Source organism: Verrucomicrobiales bacterium, from assembly GCA_016793885.1.
Taxonomy (GTDB): Bacteria; Verrucomicrobiota; Verrucomicrobiia; order Limisphaerales; family UBA11320; genus UBA11320.
On record JAEUHE010000183.1, the window covers coordinates 107,730 to 130,032 of the forward strand.

Here is a 22,303-nt window from a genome sequence, read left to right on the forward strand (position 1 = left end):
CATGCGCAGCGAGAAACCAGTTCCGGCCACGACGCCCGCATGGCATCCAACCGGGTGTCTGTCCCTGCTCGTCTTTTTTCTCAGCTGGACCGGCTTGGTCACTCCCGGGTCCAGCGGGGCCCAGGCCCAACGCGTGGCTTGGACGAGCTCGCGGGTTCAAGGGTCTCCAGAACCACCACCCCTCGCGGTGGCGGAACGAATCCGGCCCGAGGTGAAATTCAAAGATCCCCTTGAGTTGGCTTCAACCCCCTCCCTGCCTCACCTCTTCGTTCTGGAGCAATCCGGGAAACTGTTCTCCCTCAAGCTATCCGACCCGAGCGCCAAACCGGACCTTGCGTTAGATCTCAAAGCAAAGATTCCCCAGTTCGGATCCGCCTACGGATTGAGCTTCCACCCGGGGTTCGCCACCAATCGCCAACTCTTTCTTTGCTACACCCTGAACCGCGATGTGCCAGATGGCACCCGGGTTTCCCGTTTCAGAGTCACAACGCTCACCCCACCCACTGTCGATCCCGCATCGGAGGAAATCATTCTGACGTTCCCATCCGGCGGGCACAATGGTGGCAGCCTGCAGTTCGGAGCCGACGGAATGCTCTACATCAGCACCGGCGATCAAGCTTCGCCCAGCCCGCCCGACCCCCTCAACACCGGCCAGGACATCAGTGACCTGCTGAGCAGCATTTTGCGCATCGATGTCAGCGCATCGGACGGCTCACGCCCCTACCGAATCCCGTCCGACAATCCATTCCTACACACTCCAAACGCCCGTCCCGAAGTCTGGGCTTACGGACTGCGCAATCCCTGGCGGATGAGTTTTGAGCCTGGCACGTCGGTGCTGTGGGTCGCCGACGTCGGCTGGGAGTTATGGGAGTCGGTGTTCCGACTTGACCGGCCTGGAATGAACTGCGGCTGGTCAATCCTCGAAGGAAGTCAGAAGGTGCGAACCGACCAGAAGCGCGGTCCGACTCCCCTAGAAAAACCGATCGTGGCCCACAGTCACGAAGAAGCAGCCTCCATCACAGGCGGCTATTTCTATCGCGGAGAACGCTTGCCCGCGTTGCGGGGCGCCTATGTTTACGGCGATTGGGAAACCGGCCGCATGTGGGCACTCCGCCACGATCAGGGGCGGCTCACGGAGCGAGTTGAGATTGCTTCAACCGGACTGAAGCTCGTTGCTTTTGGAGAGTCAGCTGATCAGGAACTCTACTTTCTCGACTATGTGGGGGGCGGGTTGTATGCGCTTGCTCGCAACCCGGTGGCTCAGTCGAAAGATCCCTTCCCAAAGCGACTGAGTGAGACCGGCCTGTTCAGCTCGGTCAAGGACCAGGTCCCGGCCGCGGGTGTTTATGAATTTAATGTCGCCTCTCCGCTCTGGAACGATGGAGCGACGGCTCGACGATGGATTGGACTTCCGTCGCTGCAGCCGGTTCGTTTCACCACCAGCTATTGGCAGGCGCCACGGGATCTCGTTCCCACCAACACAGTACTAGCCCGGACCGTCACCATCGAAACCCGTCGATCCGATCCCCAGACGCGCCGACACCTGGAGACCCAGGTGCTCCATTTCAACGGGCTCGGCTGGAATGCATATACCTATCGGTGGAACGAGGACCAGACCGACGCCGTGCTCGTACCGGCTGCGGGCGCTCAGCAGACCCTATCCATCCAAGGTGAACGCTTGCCCGCCGGGAAAGAAACCCTGAACTGGCGGCATCACAGCCGCAGTGAATGCCTCCGCTGCCATAATCCCTGGAATGGAACCCTACTGGGATTCAATCCATCACAGCTCGCTCGGGCCGTGCCCCCAGCCTCGACCTCGACCTCGACCTCGACCTCGACCTCGACCGAGTTCGATACCGAAGCGAAGCGTCTGAGCGCGCTGGGACTCATCACGTTGACCGAGCCAATCAAGGCCTCCGCCGTCAACCCGCACGAATCGACCCACGCCCTGCCCGATCGAGCCCGTTCCTACCTGCATGCGCAGTGCGGACATTGCCATCGAGACAACGCCGGCGGCGCGGTGCTGGTGAAGCTGAATCTGGAACCGTCGCTTGCAGACCTGAGCCTCGTGCAAGCCCGACCGGTGCAAGGTCACCTGGGCCTGACCAACGCACCCTTACTCAGTCCAGGCGACCCGCTCAACTCGCTCCTACTCTACCGATTCGCCAAGCTGGGAAGTTCGCATATGCCGTACCTGGGATCGAGTCTCGTTGACGAGACCGGACTGAACCTGCTCGCTCGTTGGATTCAGGAGATGCCCAGTTCGAACCTGGTGTCCCATCACCCTCGCCTGCTCTCAGCGGCTCGCGCAGTGCTGCCTCAGCTCGGATCCCCCGGCACCCACTCTCAGGGGCAGTTCGCTGCACTCATCCAATCGCCCCAGGGAGCACTGGCGCTGCGCCTAGCCATCGCGGAACGGAGCTCGCCCACCGTCCTGGACCAGGGCATCCTCAATTTGGCCCAAAACGCAGAATCCCCCCTAGTGCGGGATCTGCTTGCCCCGCTTCTCCCCGCGCACGCTCGACGCCAAGTCATTGGAACCGAGCCCGATGTCGAAGCCCTTATCGCTCTTCCCGGAAGCTCCGAACGCGGCAAGGGACTCTTCTTCTCCTCAGCGGGGCTGCAATGCCAGAATTGTCACACCGCACAGGGCGCCGGAAAAGCGATCGGGCCTGATCTGAGTCAGGTCGCCAAGAAGTACACTAAAGACCAGATCCTCCGTCATATTTTGGAGCCCAACCTGTTGATCGACCCGGCCTACGCAACCTGGACCGCGGAAGCCGCCGACGGGGAAAGCTACACAGGCTGCTTGGTCCAGGAGTCGCCCGACCACATTGTTCTAAAGGACACGACGGGGAGCCTGCACTCGCTGCCACGCAGCAACGTGCGGAGCCTGCTTAAATCCGGAACGTCGCTGATGCCAGAAGGCTTGTTGAGCCAATCCACTGCCGAGGAAGTAGCCGACTTACTGGCGTATCTCACTGCACTCCGGGGGGAGTGAGTGGGTTCTACTCCAGACCAAGGATCCGCCGCCCCTGCTCGGTAATCATGGACTGATGCCAGGGGGGATCCCAGACGATATCGACCGACGCCTCTTCGATACCGTCCAGCATCAGAATCTTCTGCTGAGCGTCGCCTGCGATGGTGGCACCCATGCCGCAGCCGGGCGCGGTGAGGGTCATCTTCACGCTCACCTTGCTATGGCCGCTCGGCAGCCTATCGATCGCCATGTCATACACCAGGCCCAGATCCACGATGTTGACCGGGATCTCAGGATCGTAGCAGGTCCGGAGAGTGTCCCAGATCAGCTTCTCATCAACCACCCCGGGAGTGACTGTGGCTGGCTTGGCGACGGCTTCGGGGGGCACCGGCACCCCCAGGGCATCGGCATCCTTGCCCGCGATGCGGAACATGCCTTCGGGCGTGCGAATTGTGAAGGTTCCCCCCAGCGTCTGGATGATGTCGACCTGGGTGCCTTTGGGGAGGACCGCGGAGGAGCCATAGGGGATCTGAACCGCAGTACATTCCCGCAACAATTCAGTGGAAGTCACGTCCGTCATAGTTCGGCCAATGTAGCCGATGCACCGGGACGCGCAACGGCTTTCAGGCAGGATTTCTTCGCGATTGCCCAGGGGGGCCAACGGGTCTAAGCTCCGCCCCCGATGTCAGCCGAGCCCCAACTCACTCCAATGATGGCCCAGTATCGACGTATCAAGGGCGAACTGCCCAAAGATGCGCTGCTGCTGTTTCGCCTGGGGGACTTCTACGAGATGTTTTTTGAGGATGCGCAGGCCGGATCCCAGATCCTCAACGTGGCGTTGACCAAGCGCGGGGTGATCCCGATGTGCGGGATCCCCTACCATGCCGCCAACACCTACATCAGCCGCATGCTGAAGGCCGGCCGCAAGGTGGCGATCTGCGACCAGATGGAGGAGGCCAAGCCCGGACAATTGGTCAAACGGGAGGTCACTCAGATTCTGAGCCCCGGCACCCACTTCGATGAGCGGATGCTGGTGGCGGAACGGAACAACTTTCTCGCCTCGGTCTGTCAGCACGGCTCCGCCTACGGACTGGCGGTGGTTGATCTGACCACCGGCGACTTCAAGGCAACCCAGCTCGAGAGCGAGGCCGCGTTGGTCACCGAGATCGATCGATTGCGCCCAGCCGAAACCATTCTTCCCATGGAAGCCAGCAAGCTCCGCGACTTGCTGCTCACTCGGGTCTCCGGGCTGAACGGTTACGACGACTGGGTGTTCGCCCCGGAGACGGCGCTGTATACCGTGCGTGAGCATTTCAAGGTCGCCTCCTTGGATGGCTTTGGACTGCGCAACAAATCAGCGGCGGTCGGCGCCGTCGGTGCCGCTCTGCACTACCTCGCCCAGCATCTGCGTCGGGATGTGTCGCATCTCCTGCGCTTGAGCACTTATGAGGCGGCAGACTACCTCATTCTCGACAGCACCACCCTGCGACATCTTGAAATCCTGGAGCCGCTGCATCGGGATGCACCGAAAGAAGCGACGCTCTTCGGCGCTCTGAACCGCACCACCACCCCGATGGGCGCGCGTCGCTTGCGGGACTGGCTCTCGCAGCCTCTCTCCAATGCCCTGGCTATCCGTTCGCGGCAGGCAGTCATCGCCCAATTCATCAACGACCCAAGTGTGCTCGATCAACTCCGCGCACTGCTCAAAGGCGTGCGTGATCTGGAGCGAACCATGGGACGATTGAGCATCGGCTCCGGGAACGGCCGTGATCTGACCGCGCTCCGCCAAGGCCTCGAGCCCCTGCCCGCCCTTAAATCCCTGATGGAACAAACGCTGGAATCCGCCCGGCTCCAACCGGACGATGAGGCCCTCATCAACGAGGCCGACCCCAGCGCATTGGGCCTACTCGAAGAATTAGCCGGCCAGATCACACCACAACCTGCCCTGGTCGAACTGATCAGTCGGGCCATTGTGGACGAGCCTCCCTTGGCGCTCAAGGAAGGTGGCCTGATCCGGGAGGGCTTTGATCCCGCCCTCGACGACATCCGGATCGGCGCCCGTGAAGGCAAAGATTGGGTGGCGAAACTGCAGCAGGATGAAATCGAGCGAACCGGGATCGCCTCCCTCAAGGTCCGCTTCAACTCGGTCTTCGGTTACTACATCGAGATCACCAAGAGCAATCTCGACAAGGTTCCCGCGCATTACATCCGCAAACAAACCGTAGCCAATGCGGAGCGGTTCATCACTCCCGAACTCAAGGAAGTCGAGGGACGCATCCTGGGAGCGGAGGAGCGCAGCACGAAGCTCGAGTATGAGCTGTTCCTCAAAGTGCGCGAGGAAGTGTTGAGCTGGCTCAAACCCATTCAAGAGACGGCCGCCGCGCTAGCACAGCTGGATGTGCTAGGCAGCTTTGCGGAGACCGCGAGGCTCCACCAATACGTGCAGCCGGTGGTGGCCGAAGAAGGAGTTCTGAACATTCGCGATGGAAGGCATCCGGTTTTGGAACAGACGCTGACGGAAGAGCGTTTTGTTGCCAACGACACCGAGCTGGATCTGGCCCACTGCCAAATCGCATTGATCACCGGTCCCAACATGGCGGGTAAGAGCACCTATCTGCGTCAGGTGGCTCTGCTGGCGCTACTCGCCCACACCGGGTCGTTCCTGCCGGCGGCCGAGGCGCGGATCGATCTACTCGACCGCGTGTTCACCCGAATCGGGGCGAGCGATGATCTGTCGCGGGGGCAATCGACCTTCATGGTCGAGATGAGCGAGACCGCCAACATTCTCAACAATGCCACGCCCAAAAGTTTGATCGTGCTGGATGAGATCGGACGCGGCACCAGCACCTTCGACGGACTAAGCCTGGCCTGGTCCATCGTGGAGCACCTGCACAACGCGGTAGGGGCGAAAACTCTGTTCGCCACTCACTACCACGAGCTGACCGAACTCGCCCAGCGACTCAAGCGGCTCAAGAACTACAATGTGGCCGTGAGGGAATGGAACGATCAGATCGTGTTCCTGAGAAAGATCCTCGAGGGCGGAACCGATAAGAGCTACGGCATTCAGGTGGCACGGCTAGCAGGCGTGCCCAAAACGGTGGTGGAGCGGGCCAAGCAGATTCTGGGCAACTTGGAAGAGAGTGAGCTGACCCCTGAAGGCAACGTGAAGCCGCAGGCACGTCAGAAGGCCGAGCGGGAGAAACTCCGCAGGCTGGCCCCCACCGCCCAGCTCGATCTGTTCGCGAAGTAGAGACAGGTGGGGAAGGTCGGCCCGCTTCCCCTGTAGGAGTCGACTTGTCACGTCGTAGCTGCCAGCGTAGACGGACCGTTAGAAGGCTTCGGGCCACCTTGCGTGAAGGGCAACGTCTCAGGGATAGGCGGACGCCAAGGACTCGTGACCTCGTCCCCTACAGAACGAGAGGGTCTATGAGACCAAACCGTTGGAAACGGAGAGCCTTCGTTTCGCTCGCCGAGAAAGATTGGGAGGGGGAGACTCCGTCGAGCCCATGCATGCCCCACGTGGGAAAGAGTTTAGTGAGTCACGGCGACCAGCGTTGATGGGCGATCAAAATCGAGAGGCCTTATCGGGCTGACCCGTTGTTGTGCAGGAGAGCCTGGGGCCATTATGGGCTCGACGGAGTCTCTCCCTACCTTACGTCCACCTCGTGTTTAGCCTCCGGCAAGGATGAGAGCCCTCTACCGCTTCCCCGCCCCCCCGGCGGGGATCCTGGCGGTCCTGACCCGGAAATAAGACCCGCGGAAAAGTCTGTCCGCTTTTGGAGTCGGTGGCCATCATACAGTGGAAACCGACACATGGACAAAAGATCAGACCACGATCTGCTGAACGAATTCGCAACGAATCGCTGCGAGGCGGCCTTCGGTGCCTTGGTCGATCGTCATATTGGCTTGGTCTACTCCGCGGCCCTTCGCCAGGTAAACGATGCGCACCTAGCTGAGGACGTAACTCAGGCAGTCTTTGTCCTGCTGGCCAGAAAGGCTGGCACCATCCCGAAGAGGTGCATCCTTTCCGGATGGCTCTATCGAACCGCACGGTTCATCGCATGCGACGTAATCAAAAGCGAAGCCCGGCGGAGAAAGCGCGAGAAGGAAGCCACACAAAGCAGTTCATTGCATTCGGAGCAGGAAGACCAATGGGAGCAGGCTGAACAACAGCTAGATCAAGCGTTGTCACGACTGAGCGAAATCGAACGAGCGGCCATATTGTTGCGGTATTTCGAAGCGAAGAGTTTGAACGAAGTCGGGGAGGAGCTTGGCTGTAGTGAAGAAGCTGCTCGAAAACGCCTGGATCGCGCGATCGAAAAGCTTCGCCGCCATTTCGGAGGCCGAAACGCTCTGACGACAAGCGGTATGGAGCAACTTCTTTCCAGCGCTCCAGCCCATGACGATTTTCCCGTCGGTCTCACCATTCGAACCTCCACCGCGGCTTTGGCGGATGGGGTCGGGGCGGGGGTGAAAGTGCTCGCTCTGGTCGAGAGGTCACTGCGGTCCATGTTCCTCACCAAACTCAGGCACATGATAGCGGCCGCGGGTCTCCCGATCGCTCTGCTTTTAGCGATTCATCATTCAGGCCGCCGCAACATCCCCACAGGCTCCGAGATTATTGGATGGCACCTCGCGCAATCCGGATCCGAATCGCTGAGGAACGAACACAGAAACGAGGCAGCGGGCACCTCATGCATGACCTGCCATCGTGGGGATCGCTCCGACCGAGAACCTACAGTCCGTCATATCTACGCGTCTGGAAGTTGGCAAAAACAACTTAGTGGACTACAAGGCACTTTCCAACTTCGGCTCGCAGGACCCGACCGTGCGCTGGAATCGATCGAGATTGCCGGCCTTGGTAGCTTTGTTCGAGGACGAAACCGGGATGCGGCGTGGTCGATCGAGCCCGGCGGATCCGTTCATTGGCTCGCGCCCCTCCAGGCTGAGCAGTTCGAATGGGATACGGATTTCTTGATAGGGTACGAGAACGTCAACCGGTCTACTTCGACCAACCAGGATCAAGGGAAAAAAGTCCAGCTCGTGAGCTTCGAGCAAATGAAAGCTTATCGGATTGGGGAGAATCAACAAGGGGTCGAAACGGCCAATTTCTTTGATTTAGAATCTAAATATCGTGTCGGTTCGGTTTGGGCTCCTTCCCAATGGAGCGTGTTCCAGACCAACATTTTTCAGCACTATCAACCTTACGACACCATCGCTTTTCCGAGCCGCATTCTCCGCCGCAGAGGCGAGTCAGAAGAGGTCCTGACCATCACGAATTTGATCATCACGGACGTCCCCCTTAGAATTTTCAGGCCTCCCACGACACCGTAGCTAGGCATCCAGGGTTTCCCACAGCGGCTGATCCGTTTCAGAAAGATGCGGAGGGATCCCTCATGTCCGCGTACTCCAAATTTCGTTAACCGATTTACTCATGAAAACCTGCATTCGTCTGATCACCTCTCTACGGCTCACGGTGGCATGCCTTATCGCCGCCATCATCCTTGTGTTTATCGGCACGCTCGCGCAGGTCGAATTGGGGCTCCACGCCACACAAGCCCGATACTTTCAGAGCGTCTTCGTCTATTGGACTCCCGAGAGGACACAGTGGAGAATTCCTGTCTGGCCGGGCGGCTGGCTGCTGGGCGGCGTGCTGCTCGTGAATTTGATCGCTGCGCATCTTCAGCGATTCGAGTGGTCCTGGAGGAAATCCGGAATCGTTCTCATTCATTTCGGGCTCATCGTGCTGCTGATCGGGCAGTTCTTCACCGAGATCTTCCAAGTGGAAAGCTTCATGGTGATTGAGAATCAGGGACGAAAGAACTTCAGCGAAGACGCACGAAAGCACGAGCTTGCAATTGTAGACGTCACGGATCCCCTCCATAGCACGACTGTAGCTATTCCAGAAACTTTCTTGTCCTCCAAAGGTGAGATCAAAGATCCGCAATTGCCCTTCACTCTTCGCGTGAAAGAGTTCTATCGGAATTCTACGCCAGTCCTTTTCGATTCGCAGGCAAATGGAAAGAGGTTCGCTGCAAACCAGGGGTTTGGACAGAGGATGGGTCTGGAAGAGCGGGCTACCACCGCGAAAATGAATGACGAAAACAAACCAGCGGCCTTGGTGGAAGTGATTGCAGCCAACCAGCCCTTGGGCGAGTGGTCGGTTTCTACTTGGCTGACTAAAAACGGCTACAAGGACCGGCTACGCGACTTTCAGATCGAGCGAGGCATGCCCATGGACTCCTTGGCCGACCAACCGCAGCAATTCACCCACGCCGGCCGAACCTACACGATCTCATTGCGCCCGGTGCGTTACTACAAATCCTATTCCATCGAACTCATTCAGTTCACTCATGCGCGTTACCAGGGCACGGATATCCCGAAAGACTATTCCAGTCGCATTCACCTCCGAAACGAGCGAACGCAGGAAGAGCGTGAAGTGTTGATCTCCATGAACAACCCATTGCGCTACGGCGGCGAAACGTACTATCAAGCGGGGTTCCTGGAGAAAGATGCCGGAACCATCCTCCAGGTGGTACGGAACCCGGCTTGGCTGGCTCCCTATTCCTCCTGCATCGTGGTGGGTCTGGGATTGTTGATCCACTTTTCTATACATTTTTTCAAGTTCCTGAAGGAATCGCCGAGCCGGCGAACGGCTCCGGTTAAAAGAGGAGACGTCCCAAGCTCTGTTCCGTCTCCTTTGGAGGATTCGAGTACTGCAGTGGGCGTAGGTGGAGTCTTAAGTCCGAAGCGGGGCATTCCATCAGAAACAAAGTTTTCGTGGCTTCTGGCAGCGGCGTTCGCGATGTGGATTCTTTTCAGCCTGCGGCCGACTAAGAATCTCACGGAGTTCAAACTGGACGAATTTGGACGCTTACCAATCCTGGCCAATGGTCGCATCCAGCCCTTAGATTCATTCGCACGTAACACACTTCTCAGCATCCACGGAACCCAGACAGTCCGGCCTGCGACCCATGATCCGTCGCAAACAAGGGTTCTTTCCGCTCGCGAGTGGCTGCTGGAAGTGATGGCTGATGCGAAGAAGGCAGACAACCGTCGGATTTTTCGGATCGAGAGCCTGGACTTGCGCAACCTGCTGGGTGCTCAGGAAGGCCGACTAGGGCAGCTTGCTTACACCGAGTTAGCTCCCAAACGTGATCAGATTCTTAAAGAGGCTCGCCAACTGCTCAAGATAGAGGAGGAGAAGGGGCGAGAACCGCAGCTTCGTAACGCCTACGAAAAAGATCTCATGCACCTGTATCAAGGGATGATCATCTATGATCGCCTCAAGAACGCCATTCAACCAGCCGACAGCCGGGACTTTCAGGGGGAGTTAAAGGTCTTTCGAGAGACAATTCCTCCCGCCCTCACCGCAGTGCAGGAACATCAGGCCGGAAATCTCGCGATCGCGACGAACGGGAGTATTGCCCTCCTAAGTCTGTTCATGAATCGGTATCAGAATATGACTCTCTGGGGCCTTCCCATGCTGGCGCCGCCACTGGAGGTTGATTCCAACCGGGAGGGATGGAGCAACATCGGCACAAACCTGCTGCTCGCAATGCGATCAGGCAGGTTTCATCCGGCGATCGACTACTATGCCGCGATAGCCACATCCTGGCGTGCAGATAAGCCTGCCGATTTCAACAAGGCGGTCAGCGACTATCAAGGATGGCTGGTGCAGCGCGGTCTCGGTTCCGAGATGAGCAAGAGTAAGGCGGAGTTTCTCTTCAATCATCTAGAGCCCTTCTACAAAGCGACGCTCATGTATGTCGCCGCCCTGCTTCTCGGCGCGGCGTTCTGGTTGAACTTTTCCCCGTGGTTGCGCAAGTCGGCTTACAGCCTGGTGATACTCGCCTTTGCGCTACACACGATCGGCCTGATTTTTCGAATGTGGCTGGAAGGCCGTCCTCCGGTGACGAATCTCTACTCTTCGGCGGTGTTCGTCGGATGGGGTGCAGTGTTCCTGGGAATTATTCTGGAGCGTCTCTACCCTGAGGGCATCGGTCTGGTGACAGCGTCGTGCGTTGGTTTCATGACGCTGATCATTGCGCACAATCTTGCGGGCGGTGGTGACACGCTGGAGATGATGCGGGCGGTGCTGGACACGAACGTCTGGCTGGCCACCCACGTTGTGATCATCAATATCGGTTATGCCGCGACGTCCCTCGCCGGGTTCCTTGGAATCATTTACATCGCGCGCGGGATTTTCACTCGCTCGCTGAGCCAACCAAGGGCAAAAAGGCTCGCTCGTATGGTGTATGGCACGGTTTGCTTCGCGACACTGTTCACGTTTGTGGGCACTGTTCTTGGTGGCTTGTGGGCTGATCAATCCTGGGGACGCTTCTGGGGCTGGGATCCGAAAGAGAACGGCGCGTTACTGATCGTTCTCGCCAACGCCACGCTGCTGCACATGCGCTGGGGTGGAATGATTCGAGAACGTGGTATGATGTCCGCCGCCATCTTCGGCAATATCGTCACGGCGTGGTCTTGGTTCGGCACCAACATGCTCGGCGTGGGGCTCCATTCTTACGGATTCATGGACAAGGGCTTCCAGTGGTTGGTGTTGTTCGTCGCGTCACAAGGCGTGTTCATGCTGCTGGCCCTGACGCCGCTCCGCCACTGGCGAAGCCTCCTATCGGAGTCCACCGATGCTGCCAAAACCGTTCCTCCTGATGAATCCGCCACAGGTGGCATTTGAAGGGAGCAGCCAATCGCACATCGTTGATTGGGGAACGCGGAGCTCGCAGCGCTCGGGGATGGGCGGGGACCGCCCACGTACAGGTGGGGTCGGTCCCTCTCAGCCAAAACGGCGCTTGAGGCGGGCGACGTCGTAGGCGCAGCGCTGCACCGACGTCATGGATGCGAAATCAGGGGCGCCGCTCGCTAACACAGGCCACGCCGGAGCAGCGGCGGTAACCGCTGTGGCGGCTTCAGGCTTCGAGGCGGGCTGAGAGGAAACAGCGGGCGAAGCTGGCTTGGCGGCCAGCGGATTGTTCTGGATCAGAACACTCCCACGATTCCCACCACTGCCGTAGCTCATGGCCTGATCGGTGAGTTCCAAATCCTTCTCCAGCGCGAGCCGCGGCTTGATGCCCTTGCCCTGCAGAACGCCATGATACGCGCGCACTGCCTCCTCGGGACTCACTCGTCCGTCGGTAATCAGTCGCAGCATTTCAATAAACGCCAACTGATGCTCCGCGTTGTTGATCTTGCGACCGAACAACGCGACCCGCGCGCCATACTTCTGCGCGTCGTGGATCAGCTTGAAGGCATCGTAAGTGGTCCCAGCGCTTCCGCCCAAAATGCCGACCACTAAATTCGGATCATACTGCGCCAGCTCCTCCATCAGCCGAGGACCGTGGTAGACGATTTTGAGGAACTGCGGCCGCCCCGCCTCGGTAACCCCGGCGAGAATGCGCAGAATGTTATCGTTGATGAACTCGCCCAGCTTTTCGGGAGCGATCTGGCTATTGACGTTCGGATCAAAGACCTCCAGAAAATACCGGAACTTCTTCCGTTCCGCCTCTTCACGAAACGCTTTAAACGCCTCGAGAGTGGCGCGATCCTGCTCGAGCTCGTTCACAAAAGTGACCGAGTAGAGACCAAGATTCGCACCCGGAAACTCCTCGTTCTCGCGATCGCATTCCACCTGACCGCATTGGATATGGTCGATCGTCGCGCTGCGAAACGGCTGCGCCGGCTGCTTGATGTAGCTGCCATGACGAACGGCCCAGACATCCGTCGTGTCGTTAGCGCGCGCGGCCGGAGTCACCGGAGAATTGCCGAACAACCCTTCCTTGATGGCCAGCTGTTCCGTCACCGAGGCGGACATCAGCATAATATCCACTAACTTCTGGCTGACCACCTCGCGGATAATATCCAAAAACTCAACCAGGTTTCGGTGCCCAAATTCATCCCGAGTCCAAACTTCGGGCGAGAATTGAGCCGGACGAGCACCCGCGGAGGAGAGGTAGCCACGCGGCCCTGGAGCGCGCACGCCGAACGCCATATCGGCGTCCTTCGCATCTGCGATGATGAAGGAGCGAGAGCGCGGATTCCCGCGAATCTCAGCCAACTTGGAGTCCAGGGATTTCATGTGAGAGAGTTCGCCTGAGCGACAGGACCCGATTTCAAATTGTTCATTGCACATTGCTCATTTTTCATTGGGGAAAAGCGAAAACAGCGCCCGCTGCGCTCGGGGAATCATCCCAAATGTGCAATGTGAAATGAACAATGAACAATGTGCAATCCGGGTTCAGTGGAGCCTAGGAGCGTCCGCCGCCCAGAATCTGGTCGGTGATCGCCTTGACCAACGCTTCCGCTTGAGGATCCAAAGCGCCGGAGGTTTCCGACTTCGCCGGAACGGCGCAGGTGATGCCCGGGCGCCACTCGGCATTGTCGCACAGCTCACATTCCTTCAAGCCCAGACGGGGGTCGGGAATTCCCAGGCTCTGTTTGATCTTCAGTAGATCCTGGAGTTGCTTCGGGGTCATGGTCTGCGGCGGCTTGCCCAACTGGGCCGCGACCAGGATGGTGCGGCAATAAGCCTCCAAGATCTCCATCTTGAAGTAGGCATCCTCCACGGTCAGATGGCTCCAGGATACGACACCATGATTGGCCATCAGGATGGTGTTGTGCTTGTCCACCAGATCCGCGACGAGCTGCCCCATCTCGGGGGTTCCCGGCGTGCGATACGGAGCAATCGCCACCGAGGAGAACACCTCATACTCGGGAATCATGCAGGTCGGAGGTTCGATGCCGGCAACAGCAAACCCAGTGCTGTAAGGCGGATGACAATGAACCGTGGCAGCTGCCCGAGGCTGACGCTTCATGATCTGCAAGTGCATCAGAATTTCGCTGGTGCGCTTCTTCACCCCGGCGAGCTGATTGCCTTCGAAATCCACCAGGCACATGTCGGCCGGCTGCATGAACCCCTTGCTGACCAGAGTCGGGGTGCACAGCGCGATGTCCTCGCCCACCCGAATGGCGATGTTGCCACCGTTCCCATCGACATAGGCCCGGCCCCACAGACGGCGGCCGATATCACAAATCTGCTCCTTCAGATTGTGCATGTAAGGAGAGTTGAAGAACGCTTCCAACTCAGCCTTGGAGCTCTTGGAGCTCAACGGCTTCGCCGGAGCCGCCGTCGCCGTCGCCGTCGCGGGCGCAGCCGGGGAGGACGACCCGCCAGTGGACCGCCGACCCGAGCTGAGCTCGCGGAGGATGTCCTTGGCCGACGGGGTCAGAATGGCATCAGACGGCAGGCTTTTGGGATCACCACCTTTGGCGATCAGCTCTTCGATATCCTTCGCAGTAATGACAGCGGGCATAAATTCAGTGCGGTTATTCGTCGCTTCAGTCACTCATCGCAACCCCACGAGGGTCACGACTTCGGGTTATAAAAAATGGTGTCTACCAGAGCCACATTGATGGCATCGATCGGCGGCGCCTGATCGAAAGGCTGAGCCGCCTCGCGCCCTTCCACAAAACCGATGGTGTCACCCACCCCGCCGCCGAGGTTGTCATACACCACCAGGCTGGGCTCTTTGCTCACCCCGCCAATCGGAGTGGGGCCTTGCTGAAAATGTTCTCGGCTGAACGGGCTCACGACCAACCAGCGCGCTCCCGTCAACTCGGGAACCACCACGCTCAACGTCACCCGTCCAATCACGCTTCCCAGCCTCATTCCAACGAGTCCTCCAGAGCTGTGGTGCCCGGCGACACTTCGTCGACCACGCCCACGATAATCCATCGGACCGGACTCTTCGGATCGCCGACCGCCAACCGAGCGGCCGAGCCATCGCTCGAAATAATCACACGTTGATGCATGCCGGCACCGAGGGAGTCGATCGCCACCTGAGGCACACCCTCGGGCGCGCCCTGTTGCGAGATCGGCTGGCAGATCACCAGTCGCCAACCCTCGAAGCTCGGGTGCTTTCGGGTGGCGGTCAGGCTGCCTTCGACGCGCGCAAGATACATGTCAGTTCAAGTCGGCTCCGATCCAACGGTCAATAGATCCGCAGATTATCCACCATGACACAGCGGCGCACCCGGGTGAACGTCTTCGGGTTGGTGACACCTTCGCCTGTCGGGGTTGCAATCGAGTAGCTCAAGTAGCCTTCGCCACCCAGCCCCAGACCCGCCATACACGGCCCGTTCTTCACAAAGATCGTGGTGTCGAGCGCCCGAGCCATCGCGGTCATGTGCTCGACGTCGTGCGAGTGGATGATCGCCGTGTGCTTGTAATTGTGCTCGGCCAGCTTGGAAGCAACGATGCCTTCCTCGATGTCCCGGACGCGGACCACGGGGATGAAGGGCATCATCTGCTCCTCTTTGACGAACGGATGATTCGCATCGGTTTCAGCAAACAGCAGCTGCGTGTTGGCCGGCACCGTGACTCCCGCGAACTTGGCGAGAACGGCAACATCTTTACCAATCAGATCCTTGTTGACCACAGGCTCAGCGCATCCGCCGCCGTGGCCTTCCTTGAAGGTAAACGCCGCCTTCGTCAGAGCCTCGAGCTGGCTCGCGTTGAGCTTCACCGCTCCAGCGGTGCTCATGGCATCCATGAACTTGGTGAAGGTGTCACCTACAACAAACACTTCCTTCTCGCCAATGCAGAGCAGGTTGTTGTCGTAACTGGCGCCTTTGATCACCGACTCGGCGGCGCGCTTCATGCAAGCGCTGCCATCCACCAGCACCGGCGGGTTGCCCGGACCGGCACAGATGGCCCGCTTGCCGGTCTGCATGGCAGCCTTCACGACGCCGGGTCCGCCCGTGACCAACAGCAGTCGGACCTGGTCGTTGGCACAAAGGGCTTTGAAGGAGTCGAAGGTGGGCTGCTCGATAATGCAGGCGATGTTCTCAATCCCGGTCTCGCGATAGATCGCCTCATTATAAGCGCGAACCGCCATAGCGGCGCAACGCGCGGCCGTGGGATGGGCGTTGAACACGACCGAGTTTCCCGCGGCCACAATGTTCACGATATTGCCGCTCAGCGTCGGAATCGAATGGGTCGACGGGGTCACCGCGCCAACGACACCAAAGGGAGTGTATTCTTCATGGGTGATGCCATGGTCGCCGCTGAGCGCGTCGGGACGGATCCACTCCACCCCCGGGACCAGCTTGATGATCTGCAGCTTCTCGATTTTGTGATCCAGGCGGCCGATCTTGGTCTCCTCCAGCTCGATGCGACCCCAGTCCTGCGCGTTGGCCTCGGCGAGGCGCTTGACGATGTCGACGATCTTGCGGCGGGCTTCCATCCCTTTCTTTTGCAGCTGGAGGAAGGCCTCTTGCGCCGCCAGGCAGGCCTCGCCGGCGTCCTGGAAAACGCCGAACTTGCCGCGAAAGCCTGATGCGGCCGACGTCGCCGTCTTGCCGCCGCAGCCACACGCGTGATCGGAGCCCTTGGCCGCGGGAGCGGGGGCGGCGACGGTAGCGCCAGAGGTTCCCAAGCGGCTGAGCACCTCAGCCACCACATCACGGATCAGAGTCTCATTAATCGCAGCCATGGGTCTTCTTTCTAAATGGATTCACTGTGACGCAGAGCGCAGCGCGGGGGCGATGCGGTGATCTGCGGGGAGCGCCGTCACTGATTCTTGGCGCTGTAAATTTGCTGTCCGAGCACGTCCACCACATCGACGATGCCAATCACGACCGCATCCACGGGCGCCTCGCGCAGTCCGGTAGCCAGGCGGGCACTGCTGCCCTGACAGAACATCACCAACTCGCCAATGCCGGCGCCGACACTGTCAACGGCGACGACCGTGTTGGACCCGGGCTTGAAGCGAGTGGGATCCTTGTCGTCGACCAGCTGCGGACGCAGGATCAGCAGCTTGCGGCCGCTCATATTGGCGTCCTTCTTGGTCGCGACGACCGAGCCTTCGACTTTGGCGAGGAACATAGTTTTGCTGGATGGACCGGAGGAGGGAAACACAGATCCGCCCCCCGGCCCAATGCCTTCACGATGCGAGTTCCGAGGAACCCGCATCCGAAATCTTACTTGGCGGCGGCCTTCTTGGGCAGGATCTGGTCCACGTCCGCATGAGGCCGGGCGATCACGTGCACGCTGACCAGCTCGCCCTTGATCGCCTTGACCGCCTGCGCTCCGGCATCGGTCGCAGCCTTGACGGCAGCCACGTCACCGACGACGACCGCGGTGACCAGCGCATTCCCCACCTGGGTAATGGGGCCAGCCAGCTCGACATTAGCCGCCTTCAGCATCGCGTCGGTCGCTTCCACAAGCGCGACCAAGCCGCGCGTTTCGATCATTCCAATTGCTTGTTGAGCCATGTTTTCTTGATGGTTAAGTGTTCGTAGTAAATGTTAGTTCGAGCTTGTCGTTTCGAGCGGTCATGCCGGAGCTGACCGCGCCCTCAAGTTCGATTCAGTCCGCTTTGCGTTCCAAAAGTCTCTTCGCTTCCCGCGCCACCACGAGTTCTTCGTTGGTAGGGATTACCATCACCTTCACGCGGGACTGCGGGGTGCTGATGACGCCTTCGATGGCCCGCAGCTTTTCATTGGCCCCGGGATCGAGCACTACACCCAACTGGTCCAGGTTGGCGCACAGCGCCGCGCGCAGTTCAGCGCGGTTTTCGCCGATACCCGCCGTAAAAACCAAGGCATCAGCTCCGTTCAGCTCCGCCAGGTAAGCGCCGATCCAATGCCGCGCACTGTGCACGAACACGTCGATGGCGAGCTGCGCGCGCGTGTTGCCTTGCGCGGCGGCGGCCTGGATGTCTCGAATGTCGTTCGAGACGCCGCTGATTCCTTTCAATCCCGACTCCTTGCACATCTGGCGCTCAGCTTCGTCGAGCGTGAGCCCGAGCGTGCGCATCACGAACGGCAGCGCGAAGGCATCGAGGTCTCCGACGCGATTGTTGTGCGGAAGGCCAGACTGCGGACTTAGCCCCAAGCTATTGCCTACAGCAACGCCATTCCGGATGCCGGTGATGCTCGAACTGCCACCCAGATGGCAGGAAATGACCCGCAACGGAGCCCCTTGAACCGGCGAGGTGCCACCGTTCACGTAGAGCTGACGAGCCCGTTCGGCAACGTCAGGGCGTCCCAGCATCTCGGCCGAACGCTCGGCAATGAACTTGTGGCTGGCACCATGAAACCCCCAGCGGCGAACCCCGGCTTCATACCAGGACTCGGGAACCGCATACCGAACACCCGCCTCCGGCGCCCACTGATAAAAGGCCGTTTCGAACAGGCCGATGAGCGGAGTGTTGGGCATCCGCTGAGCGAAGAGCCGAACACCGGTGATGTAGGCTGGGTTGTGCGCCGGAGCGATCGGGTTGAACGCCTCCATGGCCTTCACCACCTCTTCCGTCAATCGCACACAGCCGGACACCCCTTTGGCGACCACGGTCTTGAATCCAACGGCCGCCAGATCCGATTCGCTCTGAATGTGACCGGCCTTTTTTAATTCGGCCAAGCAATCCTCGATCGCCTTGGGATAGTCGCTCACGCGTTCGTATCCCCCCTTGTGCAACATCGTCTCGGCGCCGTTCGAAAAATCGAACAAGCGCCACTTCAGCGACGTGCTTCCGAGATTGGCGACCAGCAGCTTCACAGAGCGAGTCGGTCGGTTAAGCGAGCCACTTACCGAGACCACTGAGGCTTTCGTGCGGACGAGGAATCACCTGCACGGTCACGACCTGCCCGACTTGGGAGGCGGCGGCAGCGCCGGCATCCGTGGCCGCCTTCACGCTGGCGACGTCGCCACGGAAGAACGCGGTCACATATCCGCTGCCCACCTTCTCCCATCCGGTGAAGGAGACGTTGGCGGACTTCAGAGCAGCATCGGCCGCTTCGAACAGCGCGCAGAGCCCCTTGGTTTCGATCATTCCAATTGCTTGTTGAGCCATAATGCTTGGGAATTTTGGAGAGTTAAATTCGGTTTACTTCGCGGAGCCCACAAAGATTTTGAGCAAATCTTCATGCGGACGGGCGATGACGTGAGCGCTGACCAGCTCGCCCACCTTGCTTGCCGCCTTGCTGCCTGCATCCACTGCCGCCTTCACGCTGGCGACATCGCCCCGGCAAATGACGGTGATCAAGCCTCCCCCGATGGGGATAGTCTTGGACAGGGTGACGTTTGCCGCTTTGACCATGGCGTCGGTTGCTTCGACGCTACCGGTAAAGCCCTTGGTTTCAATCATGCCGATCGCTTCGCTCATATGTTCTCGCTTTGAGAGGTTGGAGTTGAGATTAAGTTTAAAAGTTAGAAAGGAGAAATTGCCGGCCCGCTACTTGACCAACTCGCAGAGGGTGTCCGCCTGCAGGTTGCAGGCATTGCCTTCATCCGTATCGATGTGCACCTCGAGTTTGAAACTCTTGTCGACCCGAACCAGCATCCGATCCAAGGTCAGCCCGCAAGGACCACCAATGCGCAGCTTCATGTCTTCCCCGTGTTTGACCCCGTAGTAGGACGCATCATCCGGGTGCATGTGCACATGACGCAGCGCGCGAATAATACCATCCGGCATTTCAAAAAAGCCCTCCGGCCCCATGATCATCGCGCCCGGAGTGCCCTTGATGTTACCCGATGCCCGCAGCGGAATATCGAAGCCCAGCGCAATCGCATCGGTGTAGGCTAGCTCGATCTGATTCAAGGTCCGGCAGGGGCCCAAAATCCGCAGATTGGAGATCACCCGGCTGCGGGGACCGATCAAGGTGACCGTCTCCTTGGCAGCAAACTGCCCGTCCTGATAGAGCCACTTGTGAACCGTCAGCTGGTGCCCCTTTCCGAAAAGAGCCTCCACCGCCTCCTGAGTCAGATGACAGTGACGAGCACTCACATTGACAATCAAGGGATTGGGGCCAGCCGACGTCGAAGGCAATGGTTTGCCCAAACGTTGGTAAACAGCCCGGCGAACAAGATGTTCAACCGACGCTCGATGTAATCCTGGTTCTGGCGCAGCCATGCGTTAGGGGTTGAACTTACGGCCAATGTTGAAAAAGAGTCAACAAAAGATTGCAAAATCTTCCAAAATCTTCCATCCTCTCCCTTAAGCGGCACACAGGCAGCCATTTGGAGATTTCACTCCATGGAAGTTTGGAGCCCTTAGGATTCACGACTCGGACTAAAATCGCCCTGAAACATGCAGGCGGAAGAGCGACAGCGACGGATAGAAGAATATCTCCACAAGGTGGAGTTCGCGTCCTTGGACGAGCTGTCAGAGCGAGTCGACGCGTCCAGCTCCACGGTTCGGCGCGATCTCCAAGCACTGGAGGCCAAAGGCACGGTGAAGCGAACCCACGGCGGCGCACGCTTAACCAATCCCCGATCGGACGAATTTACCTTCTCCAGTCGCGACACCCACCAGAGCAACGAGAAGGAAGCCATCGGACGGGCGTGTGCGGAGCTGATCCATCCGAACCAGAGCGTGATCCTCGATGCGGGGAGCACGGTGTTCCACGTCGCCCGCTATCTCGAGACCAAGTCGCCGCAGATCATTACGAATTCGCTACCCATCGCGAACTTGTATTCCTCCAACAGTCGGGTGGAGGTCGTGCTCTCCGGAGGAGTCATCTATCCGCGCCTCGAGGTTCTGGTGGGACCACTGGCGGTAGAAGCGTTCTCCCGCATTCACGCCGATGTGGCGGTGATGAGCAGCGGAGGGATTACCCCGGATGGAATCACCAACTCTCACGGGCTATTGATCGAAATTCAAAGGGCGATGATCCATGCGGCAAAGCGTGTGATCTTCTGCCTCGACCACACCAAGCTAGGTCGCCAGTCGCTTTCCCCGCTCTGCGGGCTGGACTCAGTGGATGTCGTGGTGACGGATTCCAAAGCCGAGCCTGCTCAGATCGCGATCCTGCGGGAGCATGGGATTGAAGTGATCGTGGCCTAGCAGCAACCACCGCCGACGCGATGAGACGGCTGTGGTAAGGTCCGGAAACATCATCGCATCGCGTCGACGGTGGTTGCTGCTAGAAAGCACTGCGTGCGGGGAGGCAAAAGGCAAGGAAGCCAACCGTACAAGGCAGGGAGAGACTCCGTCGAGCCCACGCAGGCCCAATAGTTACAAGGGTGGAATAAGCCACGGCGAGGAGCGATAAGGGGTGATCGAAGTCAACAGGCCTTATCAGGCTAGCCCTATCGCGATGATTTCCAGGGCATCGCTCAGCACAAAAGGGCCTGACAACCCCAGCTCGGAGTCGGGGTGGACATGAGTCTGACAGGCTGCTAGGCCGATCCTGAGGAGCGTGCGAAATTGACGGAATCGCGGAAGCGTTTGTTGTCCGCGCGAATCCGCGCAGCCAAACTTTTACCGAGCGCAAAGAGCAGCGGGGTGGCCAGCTCCGGAACCTGCGCACAGATCTGATTCAGCGAGTCGCCAGTCAGCTTTACCACGCTGGTGTCGCGATTTGCGATGACATCCGCCGATCGTGGACCATCATCAAACAAGGCCATCTCTCCGAAGAACTCTCCCGCTTCCAAAGTGGCGAGGACCGATTCTTTACCCGCGATCAACAACCGGACGCGCACCTCGCCCGTCAGGATGAAATACATCGCATCCCCCGGTTGTCCTTGCCGAGTGATCTCGACAGCCTGTGAGATCTCGCTGAGTTCCAGAAACGGGATCAGCTTTTCCAACAGCTCGTCCGACAGCCCGGCCAGCAGCTTGATCCGGCGCAGCGAAGCCGGCTTGATGCCGGCGAGCGAATTCGGCACAGAGAGGTCGTCCCCTGGGGACGCGGACGCACCTCCGCGCCGGCGGAACATCATCTGGAGTTCGGAACATTGGGCGGCCTTGAGCCACTGATTTTGGGCTTCTGAGAAAACCCAAGTCTCGGGAAGGACCCGTTCCTCCCGAATCCAGGAGACCAAGATCGGGAGCTCGACCGGACCATAGACCGCCCGGTCAGCACCCCAGATTCGATAGCCGACATCGGTTGCACTTGCGTCCATGGGCAGATCGATAGCAGAAGAGTCAGGGGCTGGGAAGCAGGGAGTGAGGCGGACACGGGGGTCTCATTATTTCCGGGTGAGCGCGGATTCAGCGCCAAGAGAGATTCCTGACTGCGTTGGGTCCTGAGAAGGTGGGGAGGGCCTTTCGGCCCTCCCGAGAGGATCCCAGCTCCGCTGTGGGAACCAAAGCGGTAGAGGTCTCTAAGCATTACCCACAAGTTCTTCGACCAAATGTGAGAATCCCAAAGGGATTCCGGCTCAAAGCCCAGGGTTGGCGCGACGCAGGAGCGCCTACCCTGGGTTAGTCGTGGTTTTCTCACAACCCCATCGCGGGTTGCGCTTGGGATCACCTGAAGCCCCACAGGGTTCGCAACCCACGATGGGGTTGTGGATTCTAT

General features: G+C 59.2%; 18 protein-coding genes. 5 read left to right on the forward strand and 13 right to left on the reverse strand.

What is annotated here, in order from left to right:
- The first annotated feature begins 1 nt into the window (after position 1).
- Positions 2 to 3,001, forward strand: coding sequence for a PQQ-dependent sugar dehydrogenase (locus tag JNN07_21650; protein ID MBL9170355.1), 3,000 nt, complete (start codon positions 2 to 4; stop codon positions 2,999 to 3,001).
- A 7-nt stretch (positions 3,002 to 3,008) separates the two neighbouring features.
- On the opposite strand, the gene sufT is transcribed toward JNN07_21650, so the two are convergent.
- Positions 3,009 to 3,560: a putative Fe-S cluster assembly protein SufT gene (gene sufT / locus JNN07_21655; GenBank protein ID MBL9170356.1), complete on the reverse strand. Its 552-nt coding sequence runs from the start codon at positions 3,558 to 3,560 to the stop codon at positions 3,009 to 3,011.
- Between the two features lie 102 nt (positions 3,561 to 3,662).
- Here sufT and mutS point away from each other — a divergent pair, with 102 nt between their 5' ends.
- From mutS to ccsA, 3 genes are all read left to right on the forward strand, one after another.
- Positions 3,663 to 6,230, forward strand: a complete 2,568-nt coding sequence (gene mutS / locus JNN07_21660) for a DNA mismatch repair protein MutS (GenBank protein ID MBL9170357.1) — start codon at positions 3,663 to 3,665, stop codon at positions 6,228 to 6,230.
- Positions 6,231 to 6,793: 563 nt separating this feature from the next.
- Entirely contained in the window at positions 6,794 to 8,314 is a 1,521-nt protein-coding gene (locus tag JNN07_21665) for a sigma-70 family RNA polymerase sigma factor (GenBank protein ID MBL9170358.1), read from the forward strand.
- Between the two features lie 100 nt (positions 8,315 to 8,414).
- Complete coding sequence (ccsA, locus tag JNN07_21670) at positions 8,415 to 11,678, forward strand: cytochrome c biogenesis protein CcsA (GenBank protein MBL9170359.1); 3,264 nt, start codon at positions 8,415 to 8,417, stop codon at positions 11,676 to 11,678.
- A 99-nt stretch (positions 11,679 to 11,777) separates the two neighbouring features.
- Here the strand turns inward: ccsA and JNN07_21675 are convergent, their stop codons facing one another.
- From JNN07_21675 to JNN07_21725, 11 genes are all read right to left on the reverse strand, one after another.
- Positions 11,778 to 13,076 carry a hypothetical protein gene (locus tag JNN07_21675; GenBank protein ID MBL9170360.1) on the reverse strand — a complete coding sequence of 433 codons (1,299 nt, stop codon included), beginning with the start codon at positions 13,074 to 13,076 and terminating at the stop codon, positions 11,778 to 11,780.
- A 169-nt stretch (positions 13,077 to 13,245) separates the two neighbouring features.
- The gene (locus tag JNN07_21680) at positions 13,246 to 14,310 is read right to left on the reverse strand and encodes a class II aldolase/adducin family protein (protein ID MBL9170361.1); all 1,065 of its coding nucleotides are present in this window, start codon (positions 14,308 to 14,310) and stop codon (positions 13,246 to 13,248) included.
- A 53-nt stretch (positions 14,311 to 14,363) separates the two neighbouring features.
- The gene (locus tag JNN07_21685) at positions 14,364 to 14,666 is read right to left on the reverse strand and encodes a hypothetical protein (protein ID MBL9170362.1); all 303 of its coding nucleotides are present in this window, start codon (positions 14,664 to 14,666) and stop codon (positions 14,364 to 14,366) included.
- The gene (locus tag JNN07_21690; GenBank protein MBL9170363.1) at positions 14,663 to 14,959 is read right to left on the reverse strand and encodes a EutN/CcmL family microcompartment protein; all 297 of its coding nucleotides are present in this window, start codon (positions 14,957 to 14,959) and stop codon (positions 14,663 to 14,665) included. Before JNN07_21690 ends, JNN07_21685 begins: the two co-directional genes overlap by 4 nt.
- 29 nt (positions 14,960 to 14,988) lie before the next feature.
- Complete coding sequence (locus tag JNN07_21695) at positions 14,989 to 16,491, reverse strand: aldehyde dehydrogenase EutE (protein MBL9170364.1); 1,503 nt, start codon at positions 16,489 to 16,491, stop codon at positions 14,989 to 14,991.
- A 77-nt stretch (positions 16,492 to 16,568) separates the two neighbouring features.
- Positions 16,569 to 16,883 (reverse strand): EutN/CcmL family microcompartment protein, encoded by a 315-nt coding sequence (locus tag JNN07_21700; GenBank protein MBL9170365.1) that lies wholly within the window; start codon positions 16,881 to 16,883, stop codon positions 16,569 to 16,571.
- 95 nt (positions 16,884 to 16,978) lie between these two features.
- Positions 16,979 to 17,272 (reverse strand): BMC domain-containing protein, encoded by a 294-nt coding sequence (locus JNN07_21705; protein ID MBL9170366.1) that lies wholly within the window; start codon positions 17,270 to 17,272, stop codon positions 16,979 to 16,981.
- A gap of 94 nt (positions 17,273 to 17,366) precedes the next feature.
- Positions 17,367 to 18,557, reverse strand: a complete 1,191-nt coding sequence (locus JNN07_21710; protein MBL9170367.1) for a hypothetical protein — start codon at positions 18,555 to 18,557, stop codon at positions 17,367 to 17,369.
- Between the two features lie 16 nt (positions 18,558 to 18,573).
- A complete protein-coding gene (locus JNN07_21715) occupies positions 18,574 to 18,852 on the reverse strand; it encodes a BMC domain-containing protein (protein ID MBL9170368.1) in 279 nt (92 codons plus the stop codon).
- Positions 18,853 to 18,885: 33 nt separating this feature from the next.
- On the reverse strand, positions 18,886 to 19,164 hold the full coding sequence (locus tag JNN07_21720) for a BMC domain-containing protein (GenBank protein ID MBL9170369.1): 279 nt from the start codon (positions 19,162 to 19,164) through the stop codon (positions 18,886 to 18,888).
- Between the two features lie 69 nt (positions 19,165 to 19,233).
- Positions 19,234 to 19,911: a phosphate propanoyltransferase gene (locus tag JNN07_21725; protein ID MBL9170370.1), complete on the reverse strand. Its 678-nt coding sequence runs from the start codon at positions 19,909 to 19,911 to the stop codon at positions 19,234 to 19,236.
- A 177-nt stretch (positions 19,912 to 20,088) separates the two neighbouring features.
- Here JNN07_21725 and JNN07_21730 point away from each other — a divergent pair, with 177 nt between their 5' ends.
- Positions 20,089 to 20,844 (forward strand): DeoR/GlpR transcriptional regulator, encoded by a 756-nt coding sequence (locus tag JNN07_21730; GenBank protein MBL9170371.1) that lies wholly within the window; start codon positions 20,089 to 20,091, stop codon positions 20,842 to 20,844.
- Positions 20,845 to 21,179: 335 nt separating this feature from the next.
- Here the strand turns inward: JNN07_21730 and JNN07_21735 are convergent, their stop codons facing one another.
- A complete protein-coding gene (locus JNN07_21735; protein ID MBL9170372.1) occupies positions 21,180 to 21,905 on the reverse strand; it encodes a cyclic nucleotide-binding domain-containing protein in 726 nt (241 codons plus the stop codon).
- Between the last annotated feature and the right edge of the window lie 398 nt (positions 21,906 to 22,303).